Source organism: Ramlibacter rhizophilus (assembly GCF_004681965.1).
Lineage (GTDB): Bacteria > Pseudomonadota > Gammaproteobacteria > Burkholderiales > Burkholderiaceae_C > Ramlibacter > Ramlibacter rhizophilus.
On record NZ_SMLL01000008.1, the window covers coordinates 1 to 12,936 of the forward strand.

At 70.2% G+C, this 12,936-nt stretch carries 14 protein-coding genes; 8 read left to right on the top strand and 6 right to left on the bottom strand.

What is annotated here, in order from left to right:
• From EZ242_RS18695 to hemP, 4 genes are all read left to right on the top strand, one after another.
• The coding region (locus tag EZ242_RS18695) for an energy transducer TonB (protein WP_135286732.1) at positions 1-393 on the top strand (393 nt) is incomplete at its 5' end.
• A gap of 10 nt (positions 394-403) precedes the next feature.
• Entirely contained in the window at positions 404-1,117 is a 714-nt protein-coding gene (locus tag EZ242_RS18700; protein WP_135286733.1) for a MotA/TolQ/ExbB proton channel family protein, read from the top strand.
• 12 nt (positions 1,118-1,129) lie between these two features.
• Positions 1,130-1,543, top strand: a complete 414-nt coding sequence (locus tag EZ242_RS18705) for an ExbD/TolR family protein (protein WP_135286734.1) — start codon at positions 1,130-1,132, stop codon at positions 1,541-1,543.
• Between the two features lie 2 nt (positions 1,544-1,545).
• Positions 1,546-1,746 carry a hemin uptake protein HemP gene (gene hemP / locus EZ242_RS18710; RefSeq protein WP_135286735.1) on the top strand — a complete coding sequence of 67 codons (201 nt, stop codon included), beginning with the start codon at positions 1,546-1,548 and terminating at the stop codon, positions 1,744-1,746.
• A 6-nt stretch (positions 1,747-1,752) separates the two neighbouring features.
• Here hemP and EZ242_RS18715 read toward each other — a convergent pair whose 3' ends face one another.
• On the bottom strand, positions 1,753-2,160 hold the full coding sequence (locus EZ242_RS18715; protein ID WP_135286736.1) for a GlcG/HbpS family heme-binding protein: 408 nt from the start codon (positions 2,158-2,160) through the stop codon (positions 1,753-1,755).
• Positions 2,161-2,251: 91 nt separating this feature from the next.
• On the opposite strand from EZ242_RS18715, the gene EZ242_RS18720 reads away from it, so the two are divergent.
• Positions 2,252-2,938 (top strand): Bax inhibitor-1 family protein, encoded by a 687-nt coding sequence (locus EZ242_RS18720; RefSeq protein ID WP_135286737.1) that lies wholly within the window; start codon positions 2,252-2,254, stop codon positions 2,936-2,938.
• A 67-nt stretch (positions 2,939-3,005) separates the two neighbouring features.
• Here the strand turns inward: EZ242_RS18720 and rlmD are convergent, their stop codons facing one another.
• A complete protein-coding gene (rlmD, locus tag EZ242_RS18725) occupies positions 3,006-4,412 on the bottom strand; it encodes a 23S rRNA (uracil(1939)-C(5))-methyltransferase RlmD (protein ID WP_135286738.1) in 1,407 nt (468 codons plus the stop codon).
• 56 nt (positions 4,413-4,468) lie between these two features.
• Between rlmD and EZ242_RS18730 the strand changes: the two genes are divergently transcribed.
• Positions 4,469-4,885: a VOC family protein gene (locus tag EZ242_RS18730; RefSeq protein WP_135286739.1), complete on the top strand. Its 417-nt coding sequence runs from the start codon at positions 4,469-4,471 to the stop codon at positions 4,883-4,885.
• A 13-nt stretch (positions 4,886-4,898) separates the two neighbouring features.
• On the opposite strand, the gene EZ242_RS18735 is transcribed toward EZ242_RS18730, so the two are convergent.
• From EZ242_RS18735 to ispD, 3 genes are read right to left on the bottom strand one after another with little or no spacing between them, the layout of a single operon-like run.
• Complete coding sequence (locus tag EZ242_RS18735; RefSeq protein ID WP_135286740.1) at positions 4,899-5,684, bottom strand: 3'-5' exonuclease; 786 nt, start codon at positions 5,682-5,684, stop codon at positions 4,899-4,901.
• Between the two features lie 31 nt (positions 5,685-5,715).
• Positions 5,716-6,195 (bottom strand): 2-C-methyl-D-erythritol 2,4-cyclodiphosphate synthase, encoded by a 480-nt coding sequence (gene ispF / locus EZ242_RS18740; protein WP_135286741.1) that lies wholly within the window; start codon positions 6,193-6,195, stop codon positions 5,716-5,718.
• Complete coding sequence (gene ispD, locus EZ242_RS18745; RefSeq protein WP_135286742.1) at positions 6,192-6,920, bottom strand: 2-C-methyl-D-erythritol 4-phosphate cytidylyltransferase; 729 nt, start codon at positions 6,918-6,920, stop codon at positions 6,192-6,194. Before ispD ends, ispF begins: the two co-directional genes overlap by 4 nt.
• A 62-nt stretch (positions 6,921-6,982) precedes the next feature.
• On the opposite strand from ispD, the gene mfd reads away from it, so the two are divergent.
• A complete protein-coding gene (gene mfd / locus EZ242_RS18750) occupies positions 6,983-10,492 on the top strand; it encodes a transcription-repair coupling factor (protein ID WP_135286743.1) in 3,510 nt (1,169 codons plus the stop codon).
• A gap of 39 nt (positions 10,493-10,531) precedes the next feature.
• Positions 10,532-11,251 carry a phosphoserine phosphatase SerB gene (serB, locus tag EZ242_RS18755; protein ID WP_135286744.1) on the top strand — a complete coding sequence of 240 codons (720 nt, stop codon included), beginning with the start codon at positions 10,532-10,534 and terminating at the stop codon, positions 11,249-11,251.
• A 100-nt stretch (positions 11,252-11,351) separates the two neighbouring features.
• Here the strand turns inward: serB and EZ242_RS18760 are convergent, their stop codons facing one another.
• A complete protein-coding gene (locus tag EZ242_RS18760; protein WP_135286745.1) occupies positions 11,352-12,935 on the bottom strand; it encodes an alkaline phosphatase D family protein in 1,584 nt (527 codons plus the stop codon).
• Position 12,936: the final 1 nt, after the last annotated feature.

Genomic DNA, 12,936 nt, shown 5'->3' on the forward strand with positions numbered 1-12,936 from the left:
CCGGTCGTCGCGGCACCGCCCACGCCGCCCGCGCCGCCCGCGCCGCCCGCGCCGCCCGCGCCACCCGCGCCGGCTCCAGCGCCACCGGCACCACCTGCTCCGGCTGCCGTCGTGGAATTGCCCTCGACGAGCGCGGCCTACCTGCGCAACCCGCCGCCGGCCTACCCGCCGGTAAGCAAGCGCCTGGGCGAACAGGGCCGCGTCGTGCTGCGCGTGCTGATCGGCGCGGACGGCCGCGCCGAGCAGGCTGAGATCCGCAGCTCCAGCGGCTTCGAGCGGCTGGACCAGGCGGCCCTGAAGACCGTGCTGCAGTGGCGCTACGTGCCCGGTAGGCGCGGCGGCGTGCCGGAAGCCATGTGGTTCAACGTACCGATCAATTTCGTTCTGGAGTAGGGGAAAGCAGATGGAAACGCAATTCGGCCTGGCCCACCTGTGGGAGCAAGGCGACCTCGTCATCAAGGGCGTCGCGGTGCTGCTGCTGCTGATGTCGCTGGCCTCGTGGATGGTCATCATCACCAAGGCGCTGGACCTGCGCCGCTGGTCGGCGCAGGCACGCCGCACCGAGGCCTTCTGGCACAGCGGCGACTTCGCCGAAGGCCTGGACAAGCTGGGCCACGAGGCCGGCAACCCCTTCCGCGCCCTGGCGCTCGAAGGCCGCGAAGCCAGCGCGCACCACAATGCGCAGCCGCAGCTGCACGACTCCATCGACGCCAGCGAGTGGGTCACCCGGTCGCTGCGCAACGCCATCGACGAGGCCACCGCGCGCCTGCAGTCGGGCCTGGCGGTGCTGGCCTCGGTGGGTTCGACCGCGCCCTTCATCGGCCTCTTCGGCACCGTCTGGGGCATCTACCACGCGCTGCTGGCCATCAGCGGTGCGGGGCAGGCCACCATCGACCGCGTGGCCGGTCCCATCGGCGAGGCGCTGATCATGACCGCGCTCGGCCTGGCCGTCGCCATCCCGGCGGTCCTGGGCTACAACGCCCTGGTGCGCGGCAACAAGGGCGTGCTCATGAAGCTCAATCGCTTCGCCCACGACCTGCACGCCTACTTCATCACCGGCGCCCGGGTCGCCGCCAGCGGGGCGCCGACCAAGGTCGTTCCCATGAAGAAGGGTTGAGGAGCTCACACCATGGCCTTCGGAACCCGGGACGACACCGACGAGGTGATGAACGAAATCAACATGACGCCGCTGGTGGACGTCATGCTGGTGCTGCTGATCATCTTCATCATCACCGTGCCGGTGATGAAGCACGCGGTGAACATCGAGCTGCCGCAGGCCAGCAACCAGCGCGAGGTGGACCGGCCGCAGGTGGTGCGCGTCTCGGTGGACGCGCAGGGCCGCTACTTCTGGAATGCGGACCGCATCGACGACGCGGCACTGCCCGCCCGCCTGGCCGCCGAGGCGGCCCGCGACCCGCAGCCCGAGCTCCACATCCGCGGCGACCGGGCCGTGCGCTACGAGCGGGTGGCGCAGCTCATGGCCGCCGCACAGCAGGCGGGGCTGCGCCGGATCGGCTTCATCACCGAACCGAAGCAGGAGTGAGCATGGCCACCCCACCCCTGCAGCAGGGCCACGAGTCGCCCCAGGACGCAGCGTCGGCGAGCGAGCCGCGGGCGGCGCAGCGTCCGCCCCTGGTGCGCAGCGACGAACTGATGCGCGGCCAGCGCGCCATCGAGATCAGCCACAACGGCGTGCTCTACCGCCTCCAGGCCACGCGCCTGGGCAAGCTGATCCTCACGAAGTAAGCGGGGTCAGAGCCCCAGCGCGGCAATGCCTGCGCGCGCGATCTGGGCGTCCTCGGTGGACTTCACGCCGCTGACGCCCACGGCGCCGATGCAGTGGCCGTCCTTCATGATCGGCACACCGCCTTCGAGCATGCCCGCGATGCCCGGCGCGCTCAGGAATGACGTGCGCCCGCCGTTGATGATCTCCTCATAGATCCGGCTTTCGCGCCGCCCGAGCGCGGCCGTGTGCGCCTTGGCCGGTGCGATCTGCGCCGACACGGCCGGCGCGCCGTCGAGCCGCTGCAGCCACAGCAGGTGCCCTCCGGCGTCTGCGATGGCAATGGTGACCGCCCACCCGTGCTTCAGGGCTTCGGCTTCGGCGGCAGAGGCGATGGCCTTCAAATCGGCCAGTTCAAGGAAACTTATGGTTTTCATGGGGGTCGGAGCATAGCCGTTCGATTGGGGCCTTGAAGGCCCCTAGAATGCGCCCATCTTTACGCCACCTCACCAACAAGGAGTGACGCTCATGAACGAACGAGTCCAGACCGCAGGCTATGGCTATGCCGTGCCAGCGGCGCAGCGCAACAAGGTGCTGCGCAACACGTATTGGCTGCTCGCCCTGAGCCTGCTGCCCACCGCGCTGGGCGCCTGGCTGGGGGTGGCCACGGGCATCACCGCCGGCCTGGGTGGCGGGCTCGGCCTGATCGTGTTCCTGGGTGGTGCCTTCGGCTTCATGTACGCCATCGAGAAGACCAAGAACTCGGCCGCCGGCGTGCCGGTGCTGCTGGCCTTCACCTTCTTCATGGGCCTGATGCTCTCGCGCATCATCGGCATGGTGCTGGGCATGTCCAACGGCACCAGCCTCATCATGACGGCGGCTGCCGGCACGGCCGGCGTGTTCTTCGTGATGGCCAGCCTGGCCACCGTGATCAAGCGCGACCTGACCGGCCTGGGCAAGTTCCTCTTCGTCGGCGCCCTGGCCATCGTGATCGGCGCGGCCATCAACGTCTTCGTCGGCTCCACGGTCGGCATGCTCGTCATCAGCGTGATGGCCATCGGCGTGTTCAGCGCCTTCATCCTGTACGACGTCAAGCGCATCATCGACGGCGGCGAAACCAACTACATCTCGGCCACCCTGGGCCTGTACCTGAGCATCTTCAACGTGTTCCAGAGCCTGCTGGCCCTGCTGGGCCTGACCAGCGGCAACGACTGAACGCCGACGCGCCCCATGGCAAAGGGACCCCTCGGGGTCCCTTTTTTCTTTCCGGCGAGCCCGGGTGTCAGTCGAGATCGAAGACCGCCATGGACTCCACGTGCGCGGTGTGCGGAAACATGTTCACCACGCCCGCCGCCGTGCAGCGGTAGCCGGCCTGGTGAACCAGCAGCCCGGCGTCGCGGGCCAGCGTGGCCGGGTTGCAGCTCACATACACGATGCGGCGCGGCGGCTGCCAGTCGGCGCGCAGGAGCGCAGGGTCCTGGTGCAGGTCGGCCAGCGCCTTGGCCAGCGCGAAGGCGCCCTCGCGCGGCGGATCGACCAGCCACTTGTCGGCGCGGCCGTCCTCCATGAGCTGCGCGGGGGTGATCTCGAAGAGGTTCCGCGCAACGAAGCGCGTCGGCGCCGTGGCCCTGGCCGCATTGCGCGCCAGGTTCTCGCGCGAACGGGCCACCAGGGCCTCGCTGCCCTCGATGCCCAGCACCTCGCCGGCCCGCGTGGCGATCGGCAGCGTGAAGTTGCCCAGCCCGCAGAACCAGTCGATCACGCGCTCGTTCCTGCCCACCTCCAGCAGCCGCAGCGCGCGCGTGACCAGCACCTGGTTGATGAAGGGGTTGACCTGGGTGAAGTCGGTCGGGCGGAACGGCATGGTGATGCCGAACTCGGGCAGGGTGTAGGCCAGCTGCGGACCGGGGTCCAGCAGGTGCACCGTGTCCGGGCCCTTGGGCTGCAGCCACCACTGCACCGCCGGGTGCGCCTGCGCGAAATCGCGCAGCTTCTGCGTGTCCCCCGCGCTGAGCGGCTCCAGGTGGCGCAGCACGAGCGCGATGATCTCACGCGAGGGCTCGGCCGCATCCACGCCGCAGGCCAGCTCGATCTGCGGACAGGTCTCGATGGCGTCCATGCTCCCGATCAGCTCGCGCAGCGGCAGCAGCAGGTCGCTGACCGAGCGGGGCACCACATGGCACTCCCGGATGTCGGCCACGTAGCGGCTCTTGCGTTCGTGGAAACCCACCAGCACGGCGCCCTTCTTGCGCACGTGCCGCACGGAAAACCGCGCCCGCCAGCGGTAGCCCCAGGCCGGGCCTTCGATGGGGCGCAAGAGGGTCTGCGCCCGCACCTTGCCCAGGTGCCAGAGGTTGTCTTCCAGCACCCGCTGCTTGATGGCCACCTGCGCACCGGCGTGCAGGTGCTGCATCTTGCAGCCGCCGCAGGCGCCTGCATGCAGGCCGAAATGCGGGCAGCGCGGCGCCACGCGCTGCGACGACTCGCGGTGGATCGCCGTGAGCGTTCCCTGCTCCCAGTTGTTCTTGCGCCGATGCACCTCCACCGACACCTGTTCACCCGGCAGCGCACCGTCGATGAACACCACCTTCCCGTCGGCGCGCCGGGCCACGCCCTGGGCCTCGATGTCGAGCGCGTCCACCGCCAGCCAGCCTTCGGGCAGGTCCGGCTTCTCACTTCCTTGCGTCATGGCCGCGATTGTCTCAGGTGCATACTGGCCGCTTCGCCTCGACGCAAGGAGCCCTCATGGAGCTGCGTGTCTGCCTGGACGTGGACGACCTCGAACGCGCGATCACCTTCTACACGCAGGGGCTGGGCCTGCGCCTGGGCCGGCGGCTCGGCGACGACTGGGCGGAGCTGCTGGGCGCCAGCGCGCCGCTGGACCTGCTGGTCGAGCCGCCGGGCAGCGCCCCGCTGGGCGAATCACGGCCGGCGCGCCGCAGCTACGAGCGCCACTGGACGCCCGTGCACCTGGACTTCGTGGTGACCGGCATCGACGAGCGCGTGCGCAGCCTGGTGGGCCTGGGCGCGCGGCTGGAGCGCCCCGTGCAGCAGAGGCGCTGGGGCCGGATGGCGAACCTGGCCGACCCCTTCGGTCACGGCTTCGACCTGCTGGAGTTCCAGGGACGCGGTTACGACGAGATCCTCGCTGGCGGGAAGTAGGCCCGGACAGCCCTCACTTCCAGCTCGCCAGATATTCGTCCCAGTGCGCTTCCTGGGGGGCCAGGGCGGCCAGCGATGACTTCACCAGCGCGATCTCCTGCTCGTACTCGCCTTCGGTGAAGCCGCCGCGCATCTTCTGGAAGCGGCAGTACAGCAGGTAGGTGTTCATCACGTCGGTCTCGCAGTAGCGGCGGATGTCTTCGAGCTTTCCGTCCAGGAAGGCCGGGTACACCTGCGAGCCGTCCATGCCGAGCTTGCCGGGAAAGCCGCACAGCTTGGCCATGGCATCCAGCGGCGCGTTGGCGCGCGGCTGGTACATGGCCAGCACGTCCATCAGGTCCAGGTGGCGCATGTGGTAGCGGCCGATGTAGTTGTTCCACTTGAACTCGCGGTCGTCCTCGCCCAGGTCCCAGTACTTGCAGGCCGTCACGCCGTGGCGCAGTCCCCGGTAGTGCAGCACCGGCAGGTCGAAGCCGCCGCCGTTCCAGCTCACGAGCTGGGGCACGTGTTTCTCCAGCGTATTGAAGAAGCCCTGGATCACCTTGGCTTCACTCGCGTTGTCGCGGTCCACGAAGGAATGCACCCGCAACCCTTCGGCGTTGCGGAACACGGCGCTGATCACCAGCACGCGCTGCAGGTGGTGCGGCATGAACTCGCCCTGGCCCTTCTCGCGCCGCTCCTGCAGCCAGGCTTCGTAGACCTGGGCGTCGGTGGCGTCGGCCGGCGCGTCCTGCAGGCAGCGCAGCCCCGCGATGTCGGGGATGGATTCGATGTCGAAGACGAGGACGGGCCAGGGCATGGGATCTTTCGGGTGGGGGGTCGGCGGGTGGTCAGGGGGTGGTGAGGAGCACGACCGCGCGCGCCTCGATGCTGCGGCCTTCGCCCACCGGTCCCATCTTCTCGGCGGTCTTGGCCTTCACGTTGACCTGCTCGGGCGCGAGCTGCAGCAGGCCTGCGATGCGCGCCCGCATGCCCTCGATGTGCGGCGCGAGCCGGGGCGCCTGGGCGATGACGGTGCTGTCCACGTTCACCGGCACCCAGCCCGCATCGCGGACGCGCCGCAGCGCCTCCTGCAGCAGCACGCCGGAATCGGCGCCGCGAAAGCGTTCGTCGGTGTCGGGGAAATGCCGGCCGATGTCGCCCAGGCCGGCCGCACCGACCAGGGCATCGGTGATCGCGTGCAGCAGCACGTCGGCATCCGAATGCCCGAGCAGTCCCTTGTCGTGCGGAATGCGCAGGCCGCCGATGACGAGGGGCCGGCCCTCCACCAGTGCGTGCGTGTCCCAGCCTTCTCCGATGCGCAGCTTCATGCGCGTGTCTCCTGTCGTGTCCGCAGCAGTGCCTCGGCCAGGGCGAAATCCTCCGGCCAGGTCAGCTTGAAGTTATGGGCCGAGCCCGGGACGAGCCGGGGCCGGTGGCCGGCCTGCTCGATGGCGCTGGCCTCGTCGGTGACCCCGTCGCCGGCCTGCGCGAGCGCCGATGCCAGCAGGCCCAGCCGGAACATCTGCGGCGTCTGCGCGAGCCACAGGCCCTCGCGCGGCACCGTCGCCTCGGCGCGCCCCGCCAAACCCTGCTTGAGCGTGTCGGCCAGGGGCTGCGCCAGCAGGCCGCCGACGGGGTCGCCTTCACAGCCGGCGATGAGCCGCTCGATGAGTTCGGGCGTGACCAGGCAGCGCGCGGCATCGTGCACCAGCACCCAGTCATCCTCCCCTGCGCCGCGTTCGCGCAGCGCCTGCAGGCCGCCTAGCACCGTGGCCGCGCGCGTGGGGCCGCCGCACTCGGCCAGCACGATGCCGGGTTCCTGCGCCAGCTCCCTGTCGCCCGGGGCCACGCCCACCATGACCGTCGCGACCCGTGGCACGGCCGCGAAGGCCGCCAGCGTATGCCGCACCACGGCCAGGCCCGCGACGGGCCGGTACTGCTTGGGCGCGCCCGCGCCCGCGCGGCTGCCGCTGCCGGCGCAGGGAATGAAGGCATGCAGGCGCGGCGGCGTAACAGGCGTGGACACAGGGTGGCTCATGAACGGGTGGGCCATTCTAGAATTCGCCGCTTCCCACACCCCGCGCCCTTCGCCGCGGGGTGTTTCCCATTGGCGCCATGGATCTCCCCAAGCTCACCCCCGGCAAGCGTTTTTCCCTGCCCCGTCCCGCCGGCTCGGCCGACGCCCTGCTGCTGGCCCGGCTGGCCGAGCGCGAGAAAGCCGCCGGCCGGCGCGTGGCCATCGTCACGGCCGACGCCACCGACGCCCAGCGCCTGCTGGACGAGATGGCCTTCTTCGCCCCCGACCTGCGCTGCTGCCTGTTTCCCGACTGGGAGACCCTGCCCTACGACAGCTTCTCGCCGCACCAGGACCTGATCAGCGAGCGCCTGGCCACGCTCTGGCGCATCTCCCAGGGCGAAGCCGACCTGGTGATCGTGCCGGCCACCACGGCGCTGTACCGCCTGGCGCCGCCGTCGTTCCTGGCCGGCTACACCTTCCATTTCAAGCTGCAGCAGCAGCTGGACGAGGCCAAGCTCAAGGCCCAGCTCACGCTGGCCGGCTACAGCCATGTGACGCAGGTGGTCAGTCCGGGCGAGTACGCGGTTCGCGGCGGGCTCATCGACCTCTTCCCCATGGGCTCTGCGGTGCCCTTCCGGGTGGACCTGTTCGACGACGAGATCGACTCCATCCGCACCTTCGACCCCGACAGCCAGCGCAGCCTCTACCCCGTGCCCGAGGTGCGCCTGCTGCCGGGGCGCGAGTTCCCGATGGACGAAGCGGCGCGCGCGCGCTTTCGCAGCCGCTGGCGCGAGCTGATGGAGGGCGACCCGACCCGCAGCCGCCTCTACAAGGACATGGGAAACGGCGTCGCGACGGCGGGCATCGAGTACTACCTGCCGCTGTTCTTCGAGGAGACCGCCACGGTCTTCGACTACCTGGGCGAAGCGGCGGCGCTGGTGCTGCACGGCGACCTGGAACCGGCCTTCCAGCATTTCTGGCAGGACACCCGCGAGCGCCACCGGCTGGTGCAGGGCGACCCGGAGCGGCCGGTGCTCGCACCCGAGGCGCTGTTCCTTTCGGCCGAGCAGTTCTATGCCCGCGCCAAGGAACACCCGCAGCTCGCGCTGCGCAGCGGGGGCGGCCCCCACCCCAGCCCTCCCCCAGAGGGGGAGGGGGCAAGTCAACTCCCTCCCCCTCTGGGGGAGGGCGGGGGTGGGGGCCACGCCTTCCAGCCCCTCCCCTCCATCGCCGTCACGCGCGGCGCCGACGAGCCGCTCGCGCGTCTCAAGGACCACCTCGCGCGAACGCCCCACCGCGTGCTGGTCCTCGCCGAATCCGACGGCCGGCGCGAAAGCCTGCTGGACTTCCTGCGGGCCAGCCATCTCACGCTTCCCGTCTTCGACTCGCTGGCCGAATTCCAGGCCTCGCAGGAGAAGCTCGGCATCGCCACCGCGCCGCTCGCGCAAGGCTTCCAGTGGATGGACCAGGCACTGGACCTGGTCACCGAGACCGAGCTCTTCGCCGCGGGGGTCACGGTGCGCCGGCGCCGCAAGCAGGAGCAGGTCAGCGACGTCGAGGCGCTGATCAAGGACCTGTCGGAGCTGAACGTGGGCGACCCGGTGGTGCACGCGCAGCACGGCATCGGCCGCTACCGGGGCCTGGTGAACCTGGACCTGGGCCAGGGCAACACCGAGTTCCTGCACCTGGAGTACGCCGACAAGGCCACGCTCTACGTGCCGGTGAGCCAGCTGCACCAGATCAGCCGCTACACCGGCGTCTCGGCCGACGAGGCGCCGCTGCACAAGCTGGGCTCGGGCCAGTGGGACAAGGCCAAGCGCAAGGCCGCCGAGCAGGTGCGCGACACGGCCGCGGAGCTCCTGAACATCTACGCACGCCGCGCCGCGCGCGAAGGCCATGCCTTCCGCTTCTCGGCCCAGGACTACGAGGCCTTCGCCACCGACTTCGGCTTCCAGGAAACGGCCGACCAGAACGCCGCCATCCACGCCGTCATCCAGGACATGGTCTCGCCCCAGCCCATGGACCGCCTGGTCTGCGGCGACGTGGGTTTCGGCAAGACCGAAGTCGCCCTGCGCGCCGCCTTCGTGGCCGTCACCGGCGGCAAGCAGGTGGCCTTCCTCGCGCCCACCACGCTCTTGGCCGAGCAGCACTACCAGACGCTGGTGGACCGCTTCTCCAAGTGGCCCGTGAAGATCGCCGAGATGAGCCGCTTCCGCTCGCAGAAGGAGATCACCGCGGCGGCGAAGGGCATCGCCGAGGGCAGCGTGGACATCGTGGTCGGCACGCACAAGCTGCTGTCGCAGAGCGTGAAGTTCAAGAACCTGGGCCTTTTGATCATCGACGAGGAGCACCGATTCGGCGTACGTCACAAGGAGGCCATGAAGGCCCTGCGCGCCGAGGTGGACGTGCTCACGCTCACGGCCACGCCCATCCCCCGGACGCTGGGCATGGCGCTGGAAGGGCTGCGCGATCTCTCGGTCATCGCCACCGCGCCGCAGCGCCGCCTGGCGATCAAGACCTTCGTGCGCAACGAAGGCAACGGCGTGATCCGCGAGGCGGTGCTGCGCGAGTTGAAGCGCGGCGGACAGGTGTACTTCCTGCACAACGAGGTCGAGACCATCGAGAACCGGCGCGAGCGCCTGCAGGCGCTGCTGCCCGAGGCCCGCATCGCCGTGGCCCATGGGCAGATGCCCGAGCGGGACCTGGAACGCGTGATGCGCGACTTCGTGGCCCAGCGCTTCAACGTGCTGCTGTGCTCCACCATCATCGAGACCGGCATCGACGTGCCCACGGCCAACACCATCGTCATGAGCCGCGCCGACAAGTTCGGCCTGGCGCAGCTGCACCAGCTGCGCGGACGCGTGGGCCGCAGCCACCACCAGGCCTATGCCTACCTGCTCGTGCCCGACACGGAAAGCCTGTCCAAGCAGGCCTCGCAGCGCCTGGATGCCATCCAGCAGATGGAGGAACTGGGCTCGGGCTTCTACCTGGCCATGCACGACCTGGAGATCCGCGGCGCCGGCGAGGTGCTGGGCGAGAACCAGAGCGGCAACATGCTGGAGGTGGGCTTCCAGCTGTACAACGAGATGCTGGCCGAGGCCGTGCGCAGCCTCAAGGCCGGCCAGGAGCCGGACCTGCTCGCCCCGCTGTCCGCCGCCACCGACATCAACCTGCACGCGCCGGCCCTGCTGCCGGACGATTACTGCGGCGACGTGCACCTGCGCCTGTCCTTCTACAAGAAGTTCGCGACGGCCAAGACCACCGACCAGATCGACACGCTGCTGGAGGAGATCGTCGACCGCTTCGGCAAGCTGCCGCCGCAGGCGCAGAACCTGGTGGACGTGCACCGCCTGCGCGTGCTGGCGCGGCCCTACGGCGTGGTCAAGGTCGATGCCGCACCCGGCGTGATCGTCATCGCCTTCAAGGCCAACCCGCCGGTGGAGCCGATGCGCATCATCGAGCTCGTGCAGAAGAACCGGCATATCAAGCTCGCGGGCAACGACAAGCTGCGCATCGAGAAGGAGTTCAAGGAAGTGAAGGACCGGGTGCAGATGGTCCGCGACGTGCTGCGCTCACTGGGGCAGCCGAAGGTGGCGGAGCCGGCCTGACCCCGTTTCGCGCCCCTGCGGTGCGACAATCCCCGCCCCATGACCGCCCCTGCCCGCGAACACTCCCCTGGCCTCTTCATCCGCGGCTTCACGCCGCCCCTGTCCTGGCGCGACTTCGGCCTGATCGCCTTCGACATGGATTCCACGCTGATCAACATCGAATGCGTGGACGAGATCGCCGCCGCCTGCGGCCGCAAGGACGAAGTGGCCGCGATCACCGAAGCCGCCATGCGCGGCGAGATCACCGACTACAAGGAAAGCCTGCGCCAGCGCGTGGCGCTGCTGGGCGGCGTGGACGTGCGCTACCTGCAGCAGGTCTACGACGAGCGCCTCCAGCTCAACCCGGGCGCCACCGAACTGGTGGCCGCGGCCAAGGCCGCGGGCCTGAAGACGCTGCTGGTCTCGGGCGGCTTCACCTTCTTCACCGACCGCATCCGCGACCGCCTGGGCATCGACTTCACGCGCTCCAACGTGCTGGAGGTCGCTGAGGGCCGATTAACGGGACGCATGGTCGACCAGCCCTGGGGCGACATCTGCGACGGCGAGGAAAAGCGCCGCATGCTGCTGGCCACCTGCGCGCAGCTGGGTCTTGCACCCACACAGGCCATCGCGGTGGGCGACGGCGCCAACGACCTGCCGATGATGGGAGAAGCCGGCCTGTCCGTGGCCTACCACGCCAAGCCCAGGGTGCGCGAGCAGGCCATGGTGGCCATCGACCAGGGCGGGCTGGACCGGCTGCTGGAGATCGTGCGAGCCTGAGAAGGCGCTTCTCGCCGTACGCAGGTACGGCTGCGATGCTCGGCGCCACCTCGGCGGCGCCCGCTGCGGTTCCTTCACACCTTCTGAGCCCTCGGCCGGATCAAACCGCCTTGATCTGCGGCCTTCCCGCCGCCACCTCGAAGCGCGCCAGCGTCTCGATGCCCGTGGCCGGGTCGCCCACGTCCTGCACCACGCGCAGGGTGGTGGAGAGCGCGGCGGGCGTGAACTCGCACACCCCGTAGCCGCGCCGCAGGCCGTCCGCGAAGACGAAATGCGGGTTCTCGGCCAGGCGCTGCGGCACCCGCGCGGCGCCGCCTGCGCGTGAGGTGATGCTGGTGCCGCAGAACTCCACGCCGATGGCGGCGCTCTCGGGTCGCTCGTAGTCCGCCTTGATGTGCCCCACCCAGTTCTCGTGCACGTCGCCACCCAGCACCACGGGGTTGCCGACCTGGTGGCGCTGCAGCGACTCGATGACGCGACGCCGCGCGGCCGGGTAGCCGTCCCAGCCGTCGTTCCAGAGGCGCTCGCCCGGGCCCGGCAAGTTGTCGCGCTTGCCGAAGAGGGTCTGCTGGCCCATGACGGTCCAGCGTCCCACGGACCCGGAGAGCCTCGCGTCCAGCCAGCGCTCCTGCGCCGCCCCGAGGAGCGTGCGCGCGGGGTCGCGCAGGGCCTCGCAGGTGGCGGGATCGACCAGGCCACCCGGGTCGCTGGGCGGCCGGCAGGCCTGGCGATCACGCCACTGCCGCGTGTCCAGCACCAGCAGGTCCGCGAGCCGGCCGAAGCGCAGGTGCTGCGGCACCTGCACCTCCAGCGCACCCGAGGCCGCGCGAGCGAGGGCCGAGGCGCGCACCGGCATGTGCTCGTACCAGGCCTGGTAGGCGGCATTGCGCCGGTCGAGGAAACTGGCGCTGGCGTTCAGGCCGAGCGGCCGCGAGTCGCCGGCCACCAGCCCCGCATAGTCGTTCTGGACCTCATGGTCGTCCCAGGTGACCAGCCAGGGGCAGGCCGCATGCATGGCCTGCAGGGCCGCGTCGCTGCGGTGCAGGGCGTGGCGGCGGCGGTAGTCGTCCAGCGTGTGGACCAGGCCCAGTGTCGGGAAGTTGCGGATCGCGGCCGTGGCGTTCGGGTACTCGTAGATGTAGTCGCCCAGGAACATCACGAAGTCGAGCTGCTCCTCCAGCATGTGGCGGTAGGCGCCGTAGTAGCCGTGCTCCCAGCGCTGGCAGGACGCATAGGCCAGGCGCAGCAGCGCCGGTGAGTCGCCCGGGTTCGGCAACGTGCGGGTGCGGCCGACCGGGCTGTCCACCTCGCCGCTGCGGAAGCGATAGAAGTACCAGCGGTCCGGCTCCAGGCCGGCGGGCTCCACATGCACGCTGTGCGCCAGGGCCGGCATGGCCAGCGCTTCGCCCGCCTGCGCGATGCGCGTGAAGTGCTCGTCGTGCGCCACTTCCCAGCGCACGGGGACCGGGTCCTCGCCGATGGAGTCGAACCAGCCGGGTGCGAGCAGGCGCGTCCAGAGCACGACCGAGTCATGCCGGGGCGATCCGCTGGCCACGCCGAGGCCGAAGGGGTCGAAGCGCCAGCGCCGCGCGCCTGCGCGTGCCGCGGGCAGGCAGGCCCCCAGCGCGGTGGCGGCGGCAAGGCGCAGCAGGTCGCGACGATCCGCGCGGGGGGCGATGCTCATG